We start from the raw sequence: 16,086 nt of genomic DNA on the forward strand, positions 1-16,086 counted from the left end.
CGCGCGACATTGGCGCGGCGCCCGCGCCCGCGCAACCCTGTCAGTGATCGATGCCCACCGCGTCACTTACCCGGGCGAAACCATCGCGCGCGGCGAGTGCTTCAAGCCCTTTCGCAATCCGACTTGCGAGACCGGGTCCCGAATAGACCATGGCCGAATATATCTGCACCAGTCCGGCACCCGCGCGAATGCGCTCCCACGCCTGCTCGGCGGACCCGATGCCCCCGGCGGCCACGAGCGACAGCGATCCGCCGCTCGCCGCCCGGAAATCCTTGAGCCGCTGAAGCGCCAACGCAGCGAGCGGCGCGCCCGAAAGCCCCCCTGCCTCTCCGGCGTGAGGCGACGCCAGCGGCGGGCGCGTAATCGTGGTGTTCGCAACGATGACAGCGGCGATCCCTTTGTCGAGCGCGACCTTGACGATATCGTCGATGTCGGCGGACTCGAGGTCGGGTGCGACCTTCAGCAACACCGGTACGGCAACACCCGTCTGCTGCGCCGCCGCGACGGCGTCGAGAAGCGCCTCGAGCGCACCCTTGTCCTGAAGCGCGCGAAGCCCGGGCGTGTTGGGTGAACTGATATTAACCGTCAGATAATCGGCGAGCGGCGCCATCGCCGCCGTGCCCTTTGCATAATCGGCAACGCGGTCGGCGCTGTCCTTGTTCGCGCCGATGTTGATGCCTAGCGGAACCGGAAGGCCGAAGCGGCGCAGGCAAGCGATGCGTTCGGTCGCCTTCGCCTGCCCGCCATTGTTGAAACCCATGCGATTGATAACGGCACCGTCCTCGACAAGCCGGAACAGCCGAGGGCGAGGATTGCCCTCCTGCGGCAGCGGGGTGAGCGTGCCCACTTCGACAAAGCCGAAGCCGAAATGCGGCATCGCATGCGCGACGCGTGCATCCTTGTCGAAGCCCGGAGCAAGGCCGACGGGATTCGGGAACTCGATCCCCGCAAAGTGCGTTGCGAGCGCGGGACTGGTCAGCGCGTGGCGCGCTCGCGGGAGTGGCTGCAGCGCGTTGAGAGTCAGATTATGGGCGGCCTCGCCGTCGGTGGCGTGGACGACCGGGCGCACGAGCGCATAGGCGGCGTCGGTGAGCGAAGCAAAGAGCGACATGGCCCCGCCATTGCGCGCGACCGGGCGCTATGGCAAGCCTGCAGACAACAGGAAAACCGGGAGAAAAATGTGTCGCCGCTTCGCAAAATCGTCCTGACATCGACCGCGCTCGCCGCATTTGCCCTCGTCGGCTGTGCGCCGATGGCCGCCGAACAACAGCCGCAGGCAGCGTCCGACCCGGTGCCCGCAGGTGCCGACCTCGGCGAATTTTTCCGCAAATATGACGAAGCCCAATTGTCGCTGTCGCCCATCGACAAGGCGTATCGCGGGATTCGCGACGCCGACTATGGCCGATGGGACGACCCGAGCGAAGAGGCTGAAATCGCCAATCATTCGTTGCGTCAGGCAACGGCGGCCGCGCTGCGCGACGGCTTCGATCCGCAACGCCTTTCACCCGACGATGCACTTTCGCACGAACTGTTCCTCGCAGCGGCGGCGCGCGCCGACCGGCTGTTTCCCTATCGCAACCACGGCTACATCTTCGACCAGATGAACGGCGCGCAGAGCAGCGGCCCCGCCTTCCTGATCAATATCCACCGCGTCGCCGACCCGGCGGAGGCCGAAGCTTATGTCGAGCGCATTCGCGGGCTCGGGCCGTGGCTCGACATCCAGACGGCCGAATCGGCGAAGCGCGCCGCCGCTGGCGTGCAACCGCCCAAATGGGTCTATCCCTATGTCATTTCGGACATTGGCAACATCAACCGGCCCGACAATGCGGTGCTCGACGATTTCGCCGCAAAGGTCGGCAAGCTGACGGTCGCCGACGCCGAAAAGGCGCGGCTGATTGCGGCGGCAAAGGCGGCCTGGGTCGAAAGCGCCGGTCCGGCCTACGACCGCTTGCTCGCCGAGATGAAGCGTCAGCAGGCCGTGGCACCGACCGACGACGGCGTCTGGAGGCTGCCGGACGGCAAGGCTTATTATGAAGCGTTGCTCGCCAATTACACCACGACCGACATGACCGCGGAGCAAATCCACAACCTCGGCCTTTCCGAAGTCGCGCGCATCCATGGCGAGATGCGCGCGATCATGGCCAAGGTCGGGTTCAAGGGGACGCTCCAGCAATTTTTCGAGCATCTGCGCACCAGCCCGCAATATTTCCACGAAACGCGCGAAGCCTATCTGGCCGACGTCGATGCGCGGGTGAAGGCGATGGAGGCGCGGCTTCCGCAATTCTTCCTCACGCTCCCCAAGGCTGCGCTCCAAGTGAAGGCGGTCGAGGCGTTTCGCGAGAAATCGGCGGGCAAAGCCTTTTATCAATCGCCTTCGCCCGACGGATCGCGCCCCGGCACCTATTATGTGAATCTGTACGACCTGCGCGACATGTCGAAGACCGAGCTCGAAGCCCTCGCCTATCACGAGGGGGTTCCGGGGCACCATCTCCAACGCGCGGTGCAGACCGAGCTTGAGGAGCTGCCACCCTTCCGCCGCTTCGGCGGCGTGACCGCCTATACCGAAGGCTGGGGCCTCTATTCGGAAGAGCTGGGCAAGGACATGGATTTCTACACCGATCCCTACAGCGATTTCGGCCGCCTCGGTATGGAGCTGTGGCGCGCGTGCCGCCTGGTCGTCGATACCGGCATCCACGACAAGCGCTGGAGCCGCGAACAGGCGATCGCCTATCTCAAGGAGAACACGCCGAACCCTGACGGCGACATCGAAAAGGCGATCGAGCGCTACATCGTCTATCCGGGCCAGGCGACCGCCTATCTGATCGGCAAGCTCAAGATCATGGAATTGCGCGGACGGGCGCAGGCGGCGCTCGGCGACCGTTTCGATTATCGGACATTTCACGAGGTTGTGCTCGAATCGGGACCGGTTCCGCTCGACATACTGGATCGGCGCGTCGACAGGTGGATTGCCAAGCAAAAAGGTTAACAAGAATCGGATTGCGCCTTGACGCGCGGGGGTGAATTGAAAATTATAGAGGCATCAACAAGGCAGCAATAATGTTGCCGGGGGTCGTCATGAATGCCTGACCAGTTACCTCCGCCGGACGGTGCGGACACCAGCCAGCCATTTGAGCTGCACTATTTTGCGCCCGATCCCGACCTGACCGACATGGTGTCGAGCTTTTATTTCGCGCGGCTCGATATGCCGCTGTTCGACGAATATGAGCGCGCCGACCGGCCGCAGTTCCGCATCATGACCAAGCCCGACGGCGAATATGTCTTTCCCGGCGGTCACCGTTTTCCGGCCGCGCGCGCTACGATTATCGGCCCGACTAGCGGCAGCGTTCGTGCGATCGCGCGCGGGCCGACCGCCCTCTATGGCTTTGGCATCATGCCCGCCGGCTGGGCCGCGCTGATGGGCGACGAAGCCGAAAAGTTGACCGACCGGGCGATCGACGCCGCCGATCTGTTCGGCGGCTGGATCGACGATGCGGTCGGCGCGCTAATCGAAGCAACGAGCGTCGAGGATCGGCTCGTGATCGCAAACAATATCGTGCGCGAGATCATGAAGCCCGGCGAGCCGGCGCCGCTGTGGTTCATCCGCACCGTCGACAAGTGGCTGACCGAATCGGCGTCGCCGCAAGTCCCCGAACTGGTCGAAGCGACCGGCATGTCGATCCGGTCGGTCGAGCGGATGACCAAGCATTATTACGGCCTGTCGCCGCGCATGCTCGCGCGCAAATATCGCGCGGTTCGCGCGGCATCGGCTCTCGCGCGCGGCGAGGACCTGGCTTCGGCGAAGCTCGGCGACGCCTTTTACGACCAGTCGCACCTGATCCGCGAGATCAAGCGCTTTGCCGGCGCGACGCCGGGACAGCTCGCACGCCCGTCACGCTATACCGAGGCGACGGCCAAGGGACGCAAGAATCTTGCGGGAAAAGTGAGTCCGATTGTTTCAGACACGTGACAGTTCGGGCCTGTTAAGCATCTAATTTCAATCGTCATGTCGATTTGGCGTTTCCATACAATCGCGAATCGCTGGCAAGGCATAATCGGGCCTCGCGACCCAGAAGAGCTCTTCCTCTGACGAGGACTGAGACCTTCATCTCGGCACTCGTTTGGCCCCGGCCGGACGGGTGCCTTTTTTTGCCTGCACCCAATTTTGCCTTGCTTGCACCGCGCGAACGCCGCGCCTATATAAGTGGAACGATTTACTCCACTTAAGAATCGTTCGCAGAGTGCGGACGATATGAGGCACCCGACGCACCCATGCGCCTGTCCAACCTTGCCGATTATGCCGTCGTGCTGATGAGCGCCGCCGCCCGCCAGTGCGGGTCGGTGCCCATCCACGCCGCGATGCTCGCCGAGCAGACGGGAATCCCGGGGCCGACCGCGCAAAAGCTGGTGAGCGGCCTCGCGCGCGCCGGCCTGCTCGTCGCATCGCGCGGCAGCGGCGGCGGCGTGCGCCTCGCGCGGCCCGCGGCAGCGATCAACGTGGCCGAGATTATCGAGGCGGTCGAAGGGCCGATCGCGTTGACGAGCTGCGTCGACGAAGGCCGGCACGACTGCGCGCTCGAAGGCAGTTGCAAGGTGCAGCCGCACTGGGGCGTGGTGAACGGCGCGGTGCGTGGAGCGTTGGCGGAGATAAGCCTCGCGAGCCTGACCGCCACGCCAACCAAATCAAACCCCTTCGTGTCGAGCGAAGTCGAGACACCCCTCGACAGTGCACCCACGATGGGCCTCTCGACTTCGCTCGAGGCGAACGGAATTTTGCAATGACCGACACACCCGAAACCCCCGTCAAGGACCAGGCCGCCCACGATGCCGCCGCAAAGGTCGCCGATTATGAGCATGGCTGGTCCTCGGCGATCGAGACCGACTTTGCGCCCAAGGGGCTGACCGAGGATACGGTGCGCTTCATCAGCGCCAAGAAGAACGAGCCCGAATGGATGCTCGACTGGCGGCTGAAGGCGTTCCGCCACTGGCAGACGATGACCCCGCCCGACTGGGCGAAGCTCAACGTGCCCCCGATCGACTATCAGGACGCCTATTATTATGCGGCGCCGAAACCCAAGCCGAAGCTGAGCAGCCTCGATGAGGTCGATCCCGAAATTCTCGAGGTTTATAAAAAGCTCGGCATCCCGATCGAGGAGCAGAAGGTGCTCGCGGGCGTCGAGGGCGCGCGCAAGGTCGCGGTCGACGCGGTGTTCGACAGCGTCAGCGTCGCGACGACCTTTCGCGAAGAGCTGAAGCGCGCGGGCGTGATCTTCCTGTCGATTTCGGAAGCGATCCGCGAATATCCCGAGCTTGTGAAGAAGTGGCTCGGCAAGGTCGTGCCGATGCACGACAATTATTTCGCGACATTGAACTGCGCGGTCTTTTCGGACGGGACGTTTGTTTATGTGCCGGAGGGCGTGCGCTGTCCGATGGAGCTCAGCACCTATTTCCGCATCAATGCCGAAAATACAGGGCAGTTCGAGCGGACGCTGATCGTCGCCGACAAGGGCGCCTACGTCAGCTACCTCGAAGGTTGCACCGCGCCGATGCGCGACGAGAATCAGCTCCACGCCGCGGTGGTCGAACTGGTCGCGCTCGACGATGCCGAGATCAAATATTCGACCGTCCAGAACTGGTATCCGGGCAATGCCGAGGGCCTTGGCGGCATCTATAATTTCGTGACCAAGCGCGCGCTGTGCCAGGGCAAGCGCAGCAAGGTGTCGTGGACGCAGGTGGAAACCGGCAGCGCGATCACCTGGAAATATCCGAGCTGTGTGCTCAACGGCGACGACAGCGTCGGCGAATTTTATTCGGTCGCGGTCACCAACAATTACCAGCAGGCCGACACCGGCACCAAGATGATCCACAACGGCAAGCGCACCCGCTCGACCATCGTGTCGAAGGGGATCAGCGCGGGCAAGTCGAACAACACCTATCGCGGGCTGGTGCGCGTGGCACCGAACGCGGAGGGCGTGCGCAACTTCACCCAGTGCGACAGCCTGCTGCTGGGCTCGCTCAGCGGCGCGCACACCGTACCGTACATCGAAGTCCGCAACCCGAGCGCCACCGTCGAGCATGAAGCGACGACGAGCAAGATCAGCGACGACCAGCTTTTCTATGCCATGCAGCGCGGGCTGGATGCGGAGGAAGCGGTGGCGCTGATCGTCAACGGCTTTGCGAAGGAAGTGCTGCAGCAATTGCCGATGGAGTTTGCGGTTGAGGCGCAGAAACTGCTGGGGATTTCGTTGGAGGGGTCGGTCGGATGAACTGGACCCTTCGCGATCAGGCGAAGCAACTCAACACCCCTCCCCTTCAGGGGAGGGGCCGGGGGTGGGGTCTATCGGCCTTGGACATCGCCGAGTTGCAGTCTCGCGCGCGCCAGATGCGCAACAACCCGACCGAGCCGGAAAAACGCCTGTGGCGGAGTTTGTCGAACGGACAGTTGGATGGACACAAGTTCCGGCGTCAGCAGGTGGTCGGGTGGTTCATTGCAGATTTCGTTTGTGCGTCGGCAAAGCTGATTATCGAAGTCGATGGCGACACGCATGAAGAGTTGGTGGATCGCGCTCGCGATAAGGCGCTGTCGGAGCAAGGCTATCGCACCATCCGCGTTACGAACCATGATGTGATGTCCAACATGGACGGCGTTTTGACGTTCATTTCAGAAGCCTTACGCAAGGCCGATGGCCCCCACCCCAACCCCTCCCCTAAAGGGGAGGGGCTTAAGAGGGTTGAGGCGCAGAAACTGCTGGGCATCAGCCTTGAGGGGAGTGCGGGATGATAGTGACGTTAGCCACCACTCTAATAATTCTCGCCCAACCTATGCCAGCGATTACTACCCGCCCCAGAGACGGCAAGGGCGATAGTGTTTACGACTATTCCCGAAAGCCTGAAAACCAAGTTCATGCGCTTCATCTCGAGACGATCAATAAAATCTATTACCCTTATTTTATATGTTATTACAACCACCTTAGTGCCGATGATCGCTTCGGCACTGAGGAGGGGAAAGTAGCAATTGAAGCTATGCATTCAGCGCGCTCCCGTTGCACAGAAAAGCGACACGCGGCGGACCTTAAAGCGGGTAAATATCTGTCGAAACAAAGAATATACGGCGATTCAGAGAACCAACGAGTGGTTCTTGAACGCTTTCGTCAGGTCGCGGGGCTGTGGTTTACCTACGCCACCGCCCGGCTGAACGGTCGCGGCGATGAATTTGACAGAATGGCTCGGGCAATCACCAATGAATTGGTGCCACCCCATGACTGACCGCGAAACCCTCCAGCTCCGCGATTTGTGGACCACTGCCAGCACAATTCCAATAATCCCCGGCAGACCCGACCCCGCTAGGACCGCGCGGACAACGGTCCGCCGCGCAAGCCCTGGGAAAGACTAATGCTCAAAATTGAAAACCTCCACGCCACCGTCGCCGACAAGCCGATCCTCAAGGGCCTGTCGCTCAGCATCAATGCGGGCGAGATTCATGCGATCATGGGGCCGAATGGCGCGGGCAAGTCGACTTTGTCCTATGTGCTCGGCGGGCGGCCGGGGTATGAGGTCACCGATGGCTCGGTGATGTTCACCCCTCCTCGTCATGCCGGACTTGATCCGGCATCCACGGCTGCGGCGCCGGAATGGACCCCGGATCAAGTCCGGGGTGACGATGATGGGGAAGCCATCGACCTCCTCGCCCTCGAACCGCATGAACGCGCCGCCGCCGGCCTGTTCCTCGGCTTCCAATATCCGGTCGAGATTCCCGGCGTGTCGAACGTCCAGTTCCTGCGCGAGAGCCTCAACGCGCAGCGCAAGGCGCGCGGCGAGGAACCGCTGTCGGGCGGCGAGTTCCTGAAGCTCGCGCGCGAGAAGGCGGGGCTGCTCAAGATGGACATGGACATGCTCAAGCGCCCCGTGAACGTCGGCTTTTCGGGCGGCGAGAAAAAGCGCAACGAGATGGTGCAGATGGGGATCCTCGACCCCCGCCTCGCGATCCTCGACGAGACGGACTCGGGCCTCGACATCGACGCGCTGCGCACCGTCGGCGACGGGATCAACAGCATCATGCGCGCACCCGACAAGGCGGTGCTGCTGATCACCCATTATCAGCGCCTGCTCGATTATGTTGAGCCCGATTTCGTCCACGTCCTCGCAGGCGGCCGCATCGTCAAGTCGGGCGGGCCGGAGCTGGCGCGGGAATTGGAAGCGCATGGTTATGCGGAGATTGCGGCGTGAACAATCGCGCCCGCCTTTCCTTTCCTCGTCATGCCGGACTTGATCCGGCATCCATGACCGCGTGGCCCCCGGATCAGGTCCGGGGTGACGAGGTGTGGGGAGAAGCGCGGTGATCTTGTCGCTGGCTCTTTTGGCGATGGCACAAGTGACCGAGCCCGTTCCGACCGATGACGAGATCGTCGTGATCGCGCGCCGCTTGGACGAGATTTCGGCCAGCGTCGGTCGCGATGACAAGGGGCGCTATCATTGCAGCCTCAGCGGCAGCACGGGTCTTGCCCGGCTTGATGACCGTTTATGCCGCGCGGTGACCAGATGCGTGCAAAAGGGCGCAAGTGACGATCAGACGATCAACCAGTGCGTTGCGGCAAGCAAACCAAAGTTGATCGCGCAGATCCGCAAAGAAGCGCGAAAGAAGAAATGATGACCACCCTCCCCACCCGCCGCGACGAAGCCTGGCGCTATAGCGATATCGATGCGATCGCCGCCGCATGGCCGCTGCCCGCGCCCGAGAGCATCGTCGTGCCCGCGGGCGGCGACTTCAAGCGCGCAATCGTACAGGATGCGGGCGCGATCCATCAGGTCGAGATGAGCATCGGCAAGGGCGCGACTGCGGCGCTGCACGTGCTCAACATCGGCGGCGCTTATGGCCGCATTGACCTGAACATCACGCTGCACGAGGGCGCCGACTTCACACTCGGCGCGGCGCAGATCGGCGGCGGCGAGCAGAACCTCGAAATCATCACCACCGTCACCCACGCCGAACCCGGCGCGACGTCGCGGCAGGTTGTGCGATCGGTGCTCGGCGACACCGCGACCGGCACCTATCTCGGCAAGGTCGCGGTCGCGCGCGATGCACAGCAGACCGACAGCGAGCAGGACGTGAAGGCGATGCTGCTCGACCGCAGCGCGACCGCCAACGCCAAGCCCGAACTCGAAATCTTCGCCGACGACGTCAAATGCGCGCACGGCTGCGCGATTGGCGAGCTCGATCCGATGGCGCTCTATTATCTCCAGTCGCGCGGCATGCCGCCGGGCGAAGCGAAGAAGCTGATGCTGCAGGCGTTCGTCGCGGGCGTGTTCGACGGCGCCGACGATGAGGTGCGGTTGCAGGAACTGGCGCTCGCGAAATTGGGAGAGCTGGTGTGAGCAACCTCCCTTCCCCGTTCGCATCGAGCGAATTCGAGATGCCCATCGGGAACGCACGCCTTCGGGGTGTCTCGACTTCGCTCGACCCGAACGGCATTCGAGACCAGTTCCCCGGCCTCACCCCCGGCTGGCACTATCTCGACACTGCCGCGACCGCGCAGAAACCGCAGGCCGTCATCGACGCGACGGTAAACGCAATCGGCCGCGATTATGCGACCGTTCACCGCGGCGTCTATGCGCGCTCCGCCGACATGACGCTCGCCTATGAGGCGGCGCGGCGGCGCATCGCGGCGTTCATCGGCGCGAAGGAGGACGAGATCGCCTTCGTGCGCGGCGCGACCGAGGCGATCAATCTTGTCGCCTATTCGCATCCACGCAAAGGCCGCGTGCTGCTGTCGATGCTCGAACATCACAGCAATATCGTGCCGTGGCAGCTTGCAGGCTGGCAGGTCGACGTCTGTCCGCTGACCTCTGACGGCTGCATCGACCTCGATGCCGCCGAAAAGCTGCTCACCCCCGAACACACGATGGTCGCCTTCGCGCATGTCTCGAACGTGCTCGGCAGCCCGCTCGATGTCGCGCGTGCCGCCGAATTGGCGCACCGCGTCGGCGCCGAACTGCTGATCGACGGCTGCCAGGCGGTGCCGCGCCTGCCGGTCGATGTTTCCGCGCTCGGTTGCGACTATTATGTCTTTTCTGGGCACAAGCTTTATGGGCCGACCGGCATCGGCGCGCTGTGGAGCGACAAGCTCGACGCGCTTCCGCCGTGGCAGGGCGGCGGGTCAATGATCGACCGCGTGACCTTCGAAAGAACGACCTATGCCCCTGCGCCGACGCGCTTCGAGGCGGGAACGCCGGCAATCGTCGAGGCGCTGGGGCTCGCCGCCGCGGTCGATTATGTCGAGACGATCGGGCTCGACGCGATCCACGCGCACGAATGTGCGCTTGTCGCCAGCTTGCGCAGCCAACTCGCGCGGCGCAACAGCATCACCCTTTATGGTCCGGAAAACAGCGCCGGAATCGTCAGCTTCTCGATGGCAGGGGTTCATCCGCACGACATCGGCACTATCTTGGACGAAAGCGGGGTCGCGATCCGCGCCGGGCACCATTGCGCACAGCCGCTGATGGAGCATCTGGGCGTCCCGGCCACCGCGCGCGTGAGCTTTGGCGTGTACAGCAACGACGACGATGTCGCCGCCCTGATCGAAGGGCTGTCGCGCGTCGAAAGGATTTTCGAATGAACGAGGAACGGGCGATCAAGGTTGAAGAAGTGACGAGCGTCGAGGCGCCGCCCAAGGCGCGCGTCGGCGATGTCGAGAGTGCGCCCGAAAAGCTCGAACGCAAGCGCGACTATCTGGAAGGCTTCCTTGCCGCCAAGCCCGCGGCGGTCGATCCGCACAGCGTCGGCGGCGACCTGTACGAGGCGGTGATCGCGGCACTCAAGGATATTTACGACCCCGAGATTCCGGTGAACATCTATGACCTCGGCCTCATCTATAATGTCGAGATCGACGAGGGGCATGTCGTTGTCACGATGACGCTGACGACGCCGCATTGCCCCGTCGCCGAATCGATGCCCGCCGAGGTCGAGCTGCGCGTCGGCGCGGTGCCGGGCGTGGGCGATGCCGAAGTGAACCTCGTCTGGGACCCGCCCTGGTCGCCGCAGAATATGAGCGACGAGGCGCGGCTGGAGCTGGGGATGTTGTGAAACAGGCCCTTGAAAATTTTCCATTCGCATCGAGCGATGTCGAGATGCCCCTCGGGCCAGACGCCACGTCGATGGGTGTCTCGACTTCGCTCGACACGAACGGGGAAAGGAACCAATTGTGACTGAAACGAAAACCCGCCCCCGTCCCGCCGCCGTCACGCTGACGGCCAACGCGGAAGCGCGCATCACGAAGCTGATGGCCGCTGCCCCCGAAGGCGCGATCGGCGTCAAGCTGTCGACCCCGCGCCGCGGCTGTTCGGGCCTCGCCTATTCGGTGGACTATGTGACCGAGGAAGCGAAGTTCGACGAAAAGATCGAAACGTCCGGCGGCGTTTTCTACATCGACGGCGCGTCGGTGCTCTACCTGATCGGCAGCACGATGGACTGGGTCGAGGATGATTTTGCCGCGGGCTTCGTGTTCAACAATCCGAACGCCAAGGGCGCGTGCGGCTGCGGCGAAAGCTTTACCGTCTAACCTATCGGCACACCGTCCAGCCCGCCATCCGTTCCGCCATGTCGAGGTGAAAATGGTCGGCGTGCGCGCGATTATAGTCGGGCGATAGCACGGTACTGAACAGCCCGCAGGATTCGTCGCGCACGGCGCGCAGGAACTCGCTGCGAATATCGGCATCGTCCCAATCGTTGATCAACGAAATGCGCGTTCCGTCGGACAGGATGAAGGCTGATACGTCGATCGCATTCGCTGTCGAATGTTCGCTCTGCGCCTCGCGCCCGGCTATTTTGCGGCAATTATAGCTGCCCAGATTTTCGATCTCGACGACGCGCTGGCCGAAATGGCGAATGGCGAGCGGCTGCACAACGTCGCGTGTCCACAGCATCATCGCCGCGGTGACGGCGCAGCCGGGCGCGGCGGTGGCGGGGCGCATCGTCGGAACGAAGCGATTGCTCGTGAGAACGAGCCGCTGGCTCGCGCGGCATATCCCCTCGCCGACCACCGGCCGCATTTCATAGGCCGCACCCGCGCGGTCGAGCGCCGCGAAGCAGGCCGTATCGTCGCTCGCGAGCGCGACAAGTTTGCGGTGCGTCGCCCACCCCTGCGGATGCGCGACCTCGAAGCGCGCGGTCGGGTTATGCTCGGGATGGTCACGCACCCACTGCATCGCGCGCACCGCCCCGAATGCCAGCAGCACTGCCACGCCGAACCATATGAGATAGGGACGAAAACTCTTCACGCCTGCCACTTGGGGGCAGACACGCCGACTGGCAAGCTCAGAGCGGCACGAACCGCACCGGCAGTCCGTCCTTGGGGCGGGGGATCGGAAGCAACTGCCACTCGGGGGCATAGCCCTCGTCCACTTCGATGCGGTGCGTCGTCAGCAGGTGATGGAAAAAGATCTTCGCCTGCATGTAGGCGAAGTGCAGCCCCAGGCACATATGCGCGCCGCCGCCGAACGGCACCCACGCATATTTGTGCCGCTCGCGCGCCTGTTCGGGGGCGAAGCGCATCGGGTCGAACTTTTCGGGCTCGGGCCAATGCTCCTCCATCATATGCGTGAAGGCGGGGCTGACGCCGACCGGGGTCCCCGCCGGAATGCGATAGCCGCCGAACTCGAAATCCTTGAGCGCGCGGCGCGGGAAACTCGGCACGGGGGGAACGAGGCGGAGCGATTCCTTGAACGCCCATTCGGTGAGCTCGAGCTCGCCGAGGCCATTGTGCCCGACGCCCTCGCCCGCGGGCGCAACGTCGAGCATCTCGTCGCGCAACCGCTCCTGCCATTCGGGGTGCATGGCGAGCATCCACACCATCGTCGTGATCGAACTGGTGATCGTGTCGTGCGCCGCCATCATCAGGAAGTTCATATGGTCGACGATTGCCTCGACGCTCATATGATTGCCGTCGTCGTCCTTTGCGCGGCAGATCTGGCTGAAGATGTCCTCTCCCGTTCCCTCGCGCCGCTCGGGCACCATGCGACCGAAATAATCGACGAGATAGGCGCGCCCCTTCGCCCCGCGGCCCATCGCGGTGAAGGGCAGCGGCACCCGCACGATGCCGATCGACGCCTGCACCATGTCGACGAACGCCTTGTTCACCCGGTCAGCTTCGGGACCCCAAGGGATGCCGAGGAAGCTCGTCGCGGCGAGGTCGAGCGTCAGCTCCTTGATCGCCGGATAGAATCTGATGCGCTTGCCGCTCCAGCGCGCGACGCGCTCCCTGATGCCCGTATTGAGCGCCTCGGCATAATGGCGCATCGGTTCGGGCTTGAAGGCGACCGACAATATCTTGCGGTCGGCGCGGTGCTTGTCGAAATCCATCAGCATCAGCCCGCGCGGAAAGAGCAGGTTGAGCACCGGCCCCCAGCCCTGTTCGGACGAGAAAATCTTCTCGCGGTCGAACATGACCAGCTCGTTCGCTTCGGGGCCATGCAGCGCAACATTGCGCCCGCCGAAGCTATTGTTGCGATAGACGTGGCCATATTTGGCGACCATCCGCCGCGTGAAGGCGCGGTAATCGCGCAATTGTTCCAGCGTATTGCCCACCACCGGCAATCCGTCCTCGCCGGGGATATGGTCGAGCGCGGCGTCGGGCGTTCGCGGCAGCCAATGCTGCGTTTCGGGACCGAAGCGGGTTTCTGACCAGAAACTTTTGGACGGCGCGTTCATCACTCTGCTCCTTGGCAGGACGGGAGATGATCCCAGCCTATCGCGCTACTGACATTGTTGCAAGCAAGCGCATTGCCCGTCCTCATAACCGTTCACCGCAAATTCAATTCGACTCGCATATTCTGGCTCGCATGATGAACGGCTCGCACGCGCGGGCCAGCAAAGGAATTTGATATGTCGAGCGTCCTCCGCCGCCCACTGTCGATCGCGCTTGGAGCGGCCGCGACTGCTGCGCTCGGCGGCTGCTATTATGGCGACGTCAACGGCGCGAGCTACGCGTCGGCGGGCTATGCGTGCGAGACGCGTTATGGCTCCGGCTATTACGACGCCTATGATCCCTATGCTTATGACGATGGCTATGGGTACGACTGCTACGACGGCGGCGACTATGGATCGGGCTTTGTCCAGATCGGTTTCGGCGGCGGCTGGTACGACAGCTATTATTACCCCGGCTATGGCCTGTGGATGTTTGACGGCTATCGCAACCGCTATCCGCTACGCGGCCATTATCTGAACTATTGGGGTGGCCGCCGCGCGTGGTGGAAGCATCATGGGCGTCGCGGCGACGGCAATTGGAACCGGCCGGGTCGCGGAGATCACGACGGACGCCCGGGACGCCCCGACGGCTGGAATCGCGGCGACCGCGACGGCGACGGCAAGGGTCGCCCCGGACATCGGCCGGGACGCGGTGGTGGCACCGATCATCCGCCGACTTCCCATACGCCGGGAGCGCCCGTGGGAACGCCTTCTCAGCGTCCACCGCGCGACCCCGACGCCGTTCGTCCGCGTCCGAATCGCGAAACGATCGGCGGCGATCCTGTGACATCGCGCCGACCGGCCATGCGTGCGCCGGCACGGCAGGCTGCCCCTGCTGCGGCGGCTCCTCGACGCGAACCCGTTGCCGCACGCCCCGTGCAGCGCGCGCCCGTCCCTGAGGCCGCGAGGGCGCCTGCCCCGCGCGCGACTGCTGCTCCGGTCGCACGGCCGGAACGCGCCGAGCGACCCGCGACCCGCGCCGCCTCGCGCGGCGGCGACCGGGCCAACCGGATGCGCGAAGATTAGGCTTGGCGCCCGCTAGACGTCGTCGGCGGACACCAGCTCTTCGACATTGAGTTCGCCGGTCATCGACGCGACCGTCACCGCGACCGCTGCGTCGCCCGTGACGTTGGTGGTCGTGCGCATCATGTCCATGATCCGGTCGACGCCCGCGACAAAGGCGATGGTTTCAAGCGGAACGCCAACGCTGCCGAAAACCAGCGCCATCATGATGAGTCCTGCGCCGGGTATCCCCGCCGCGCCGATCGCTCCGAGCGTCGCGGTGACCGAAATCATGATATAGTCGGCGAGGCTCAGGTCGACGCCAAAGATCTGCGCACCGAACAGCGTCGCGAGCCCCAGATACATCGCCGTGCCGTTCATGTTGATCGTCGCGCCGAGCGAGATGACGAAGCTCGACACACTCGGCGACACGCCAAGGTTGCGCTGCGTGCAACGCAAGGTGACGGGCAGCGTCGCGTTCGACGAAGCGGTCGAATAGCTGACGGCCATCGCGTCGATCATGCCTCGGAAAAAACCGATGACGGGCACTTTGGCGAGCAGACGGATCATCAACGGATACAGGCCGAAAATGATGAGGAGGCAACCGAGATAGTTGAGCCCGACGAGCTGCGCGAGCGACTGGAGCGCCTCCATTCCGAGCACGCCCGCAACCCACGCCATCAGTGCAAAAACGCCGAAAGGGGTCAGCTCCATGACGAGCATCGTGACCTTCTGCATGATGATTGCGCCACTGTCGAAAATTTTGGCGACCGGCGTGCCTTCCTCCTTCGCCATCAGGATGCCGATGCCGATCAGCAACGCAAAGACGATGAGCGGCAGCACCTGGACGTCGGCCATCACCTGCACCGGGCTTTCGGGAACGATCGACAGGATCATGTCGGTCCAGCCCGTCGCGTTCGGCTCGGGCACCGGCCCGCGCTCGATCGCGCTCGTATCGACACCTACGCCCGGCTGAAGGACCGTCCCCAGGCCAAGGCCGAGCCACACGGCGATTTGACCGGTAACAACGAAAAGCAGCATCGCGCGCCCGCCGACCTTGCCGAGCTTGCGCAGGTCGCCGATCGCGGCGACGCCCGAGACGAGCGAAAAGAAAATCAGCGGAACAACGAGCATCTTCACCGCCTTGATGAAGAAGTCCCCGATCCATTTCAGGCTCGCGGCCTCCGGCCCCCACAGAAATCCGGTCAATACGCCGAGGACGAGCGCACCGACGACGCGCTGCCAAAGGGGAATGCGGAACCACCAACCCATATAATATCCTTTCACTCCCTGCGTCCGGTTATGGCTTTTGTTGCCGCGTTGCGGCCCAGCCCCTGTCCCGCGCATTG

At 63.5% G+C, this 16,086-nt stretch carries 17 protein-coding genes; 13 read left to right on the plus strand and 4 right to left on the minus strand.

The window, feature by feature from the left end; translation table 11 throughout:
• Positions 1-40 precede the first annotated feature (40 nt).
• Positions 41-1,111 (minus strand): quinone-dependent dihydroorotate dehydrogenase, encoded by a 1,071-nt coding sequence (locus JI743_RS06075; RefSeq protein ID WP_201926895.1) that lies wholly within the window; start codon positions 1,109-1,111, stop codon positions 41-43.
• 141 nt (positions 1,112-1,252) lie between these two features.
• On the opposite strand from JI743_RS06075, the gene JI743_RS06080 reads away from it, so the two are divergent.
• The 12 genes from JI743_RS06080 to JI743_RS06135 all read left to right on the plus strand — a co-directional run bounded on the left by JI743_RS06080 (position 1,253) and on the right by JI743_RS06135 (position 11,552).
• The gene (locus tag JI743_RS06080; protein WP_201927344.1) at positions 1,253-2,986 is read left to right on the plus strand and encodes a DUF885 domain-containing protein; all 1,734 of its coding nucleotides are present in this window, start codon (positions 1,253-1,255) and stop codon (positions 2,984-2,986) included.
• Positions 2,987-3,079: 93 nt separating this feature from the next.
• A complete protein-coding gene (locus JI743_RS06085; protein ID WP_201926897.1) occupies positions 3,080-3,967 on the plus strand; it encodes an AraC family transcriptional regulator in 888 nt (295 codons plus the stop codon).
• Between the two features lie 302 nt (positions 3,968-4,269).
• Positions 4,270-4,779, plus strand: coding sequence for an RrF2 family transcriptional regulator (locus JI743_RS06090; protein ID WP_236659699.1), 510 nt, complete (start codon positions 4,270-4,272; stop codon positions 4,777-4,779).
• Positions 4,776-6,263, plus strand: a complete 1,488-nt coding sequence (gene sufB, locus JI743_RS06095; protein ID WP_201926899.1) for a Fe-S cluster assembly protein SufB — start codon at positions 4,776-4,778, stop codon at positions 6,261-6,263. The genes JI743_RS06090 and sufB overlap by 4 nt, the downstream gene beginning before the upstream one ends.
• A complete protein-coding gene (locus JI743_RS06100) occupies positions 6,260-6,778 on the plus strand; it encodes an endonuclease domain-containing protein (RefSeq protein WP_201926901.1) in 519 nt (172 codons plus the stop codon). Before sufB ends, JI743_RS06100 begins: the two co-directional genes overlap by 4 nt.
• A complete protein-coding gene (locus JI743_RS06105) occupies positions 6,775-7,263 on the plus strand; it encodes a hypothetical protein (RefSeq protein WP_236659700.1) in 489 nt (162 codons plus the stop codon). Before JI743_RS06100 ends, JI743_RS06105 begins: the two co-directional genes overlap by 4 nt.
• Positions 7,264-7,389: 126 nt before the next feature.
• Positions 7,390-8,223 carry a Fe-S cluster assembly ATPase SufC gene (sufC, locus tag JI743_RS06110; protein ID WP_201926904.1) on the plus strand — a complete coding sequence of 278 codons (834 nt, stop codon included), beginning with the start codon at positions 7,390-7,392 and terminating at the stop codon, positions 8,221-8,223.
• Positions 8,224-8,332: 109 nt separating this feature from the next.
• Entirely contained in the window at positions 8,333-8,644 is a 312-nt protein-coding gene (locus tag JI743_RS06115) for a hypothetical protein (protein WP_201926906.1), read from the plus strand.
• Complete coding sequence (locus JI743_RS06120) at positions 8,644-9,369, plus strand: SufD family Fe-S cluster assembly protein (protein ID WP_438870675.1); 726 nt, start codon at positions 8,644-8,646, stop codon at positions 9,367-9,369. The genes JI743_RS06115 and JI743_RS06120 overlap by 1 nt, the downstream gene beginning before the upstream one ends.
• 38 nt (positions 9,370-9,407) lie before the next feature.
• A complete protein-coding gene (locus tag JI743_RS06125; RefSeq protein ID WP_201926910.1) occupies positions 9,408-10,610 on the plus strand; it encodes an aminotransferase class V-fold PLP-dependent enzyme in 1,203 nt (400 codons plus the stop codon).
• Positions 10,607-11,077 carry an SUF system Fe-S cluster assembly protein gene (locus JI743_RS06130; protein ID WP_201926912.1) on the plus strand — a complete coding sequence of 157 codons (471 nt, stop codon included), beginning with the start codon at positions 10,607-10,609 and terminating at the stop codon, positions 11,075-11,077. Before JI743_RS06125 ends, JI743_RS06130 begins: the two co-directional genes overlap by 4 nt.
• Positions 11,078-11,192: 115 nt before the next feature.
• Complete coding sequence (locus JI743_RS06135) at positions 11,193-11,552, plus strand: HesB/IscA family protein (RefSeq protein ID WP_201927346.1); 360 nt, start codon at positions 11,193-11,195, stop codon at positions 11,550-11,552.
• A gap of 1 nt (position 11,553) precedes the next feature.
• Here the strand turns inward: JI743_RS06135 and JI743_RS06140 are convergent, their stop codons facing one another.
• Both JI743_RS06140 and JI743_RS06145 read right to left on the minus strand, forming a co-directional pair.
• On the minus strand, positions 11,554-12,270 hold the full coding sequence (locus JI743_RS06140; protein ID WP_330902024.1) for an extensin-like domain-containing protein: 717 nt from the start codon (positions 12,268-12,270) through the stop codon (positions 11,554-11,556).
• Positions 12,271-12,307: 37 nt separating this feature from the next.
• Positions 12,308-13,699 carry a cytochrome P450 gene (locus tag JI743_RS06145; RefSeq protein ID WP_201926916.1) on the minus strand — a complete coding sequence of 464 codons (1,392 nt, stop codon included), beginning with the start codon at positions 13,697-13,699 and terminating at the stop codon, positions 12,308-12,310.
• Between the two features lie 174 nt (positions 13,700-13,873).
• On the opposite strand from JI743_RS06145, the gene JI743_RS06150 reads away from it, so the two are divergent.
• Positions 13,874-14,761 carry a hypothetical protein gene (locus JI743_RS06150; protein ID WP_201926919.1) on the plus strand — a complete coding sequence of 296 codons (888 nt, stop codon included), beginning with the start codon at positions 13,874-13,876 and terminating at the stop codon, positions 14,759-14,761.
• Between the two features lie 12 nt (positions 14,762-14,773).
• Here the strand turns inward: JI743_RS06150 and JI743_RS06155 are convergent, their stop codons facing one another.
• A complete protein-coding gene (locus JI743_RS06155; protein ID WP_201926921.1) occupies positions 14,774-16,009 on the minus strand; it encodes a dicarboxylate/amino acid:cation symporter in 1,236 nt (411 codons plus the stop codon).
• Positions 16,010-16,086 lie beyond the last annotated feature (77 nt).

Origin of the sequence: Sphingopyxis jiangsuensis (genome assembly GCF_016734905.1) — a bacterium.
GTDB classification, from domain to species: domain Bacteria; phylum Pseudomonadota; class Alphaproteobacteria; order Sphingomonadales; family Sphingomonadaceae; genus Sphingopyxis; species Sphingopyxis jiangsuensis.

What these genes read in the sequence shown, in the direction of transcription:
- JI743_RS06075 (WP_201926895.1), bottom strand. Translation starts at nt 1,111, where the DNA reads ATGTCGCTCTTTGCTTCGCTCACCGACGCCGCCTATGCGCTCGTGCGC.
- JI743_RS06080 (WP_201927344.1), top strand. Translation starts at nt 1,253, where the DNA reads ATGGCCGCCGAACAACAGCCGCAGGCAGCGTCCGACCCGGTGCCCGCA.
- JI743_RS06085 (WP_201926897.1), top strand. Translation starts at nt 3,080, where the DNA reads ATGCCTGACCAGTTACCTCCGCCGGACGGTGCGGACACCAGCCAGCCA.
- JI743_RS06090 (WP_236659699.1), top strand. Translation starts at nt 4,270, where the DNA reads ATGCGCCTGTCCAACCTTGCCGATTATGCCGTCGTGCTGATGAGCGCC.
- sufB (WP_201926899.1), top strand. Translation starts at nt 4,776, where the DNA reads ATGACCGACACACCCGAAACCCCCGTCAAGGACCAGGCCGCCCACGAT.
- JI743_RS06100 (WP_201926901.1), top strand. Translation starts at nt 6,260, where the DNA reads ATGAACTGGACCCTTCGCGATCAGGCGAAGCAACTCAACACCCCTCCC.
- JI743_RS06105 (WP_236659700.1), top strand. Translation starts at nt 6,775, where the DNA reads ATGATAGTGACGTTAGCCACCACTCTAATAATTCTCGCCCAACCTATG.
- sufC (WP_201926904.1), top strand. Translation starts at nt 7,390, where the DNA reads ATGCTCAAAATTGAAAACCTCCACGCCACCGTCGCCGACAAGCCGATC.
- JI743_RS06120 (WP_438870675.1), top strand. Translation starts at nt 8,644, where the DNA reads ATGACCACCCTCCCCACCCGCCGCGACGAAGCCTGGCGCTATAGCGAT.
- JI743_RS06125 (WP_201926910.1), top strand. Translation starts at nt 9,408, where the DNA reads ATGCCCATCGGGAACGCACGCCTTCGGGGTGTCTCGACTTCGCTCGAC.
- JI743_RS06130 (WP_201926912.1), top strand. Translation starts at nt 10,607, where the DNA reads ATGAACGAGGAACGGGCGATCAAGGTTGAAGAAGTGACGAGCGTCGAG.
- JI743_RS06145 (WP_201926916.1), bottom strand. Translation starts at nt 13,699, where the DNA reads ATGAACGCGCCGTCCAAAAGTTTCTGGTCAGAAACCCGCTTCGGTCCC.
- JI743_RS06150 (WP_201926919.1), top strand. Translation starts at nt 13,874, where the DNA reads ATGTCGAGCGTCCTCCGCCGCCCACTGTCGATCGCGCTTGGAGCGGCC.
- JI743_RS06155 (WP_201926921.1), bottom strand. Translation starts at nt 16,009, where the DNA reads ATGGGTTGGTGGTTCCGCATTCCCCTTTGGCAGCGCGTCGTCGGTGCG.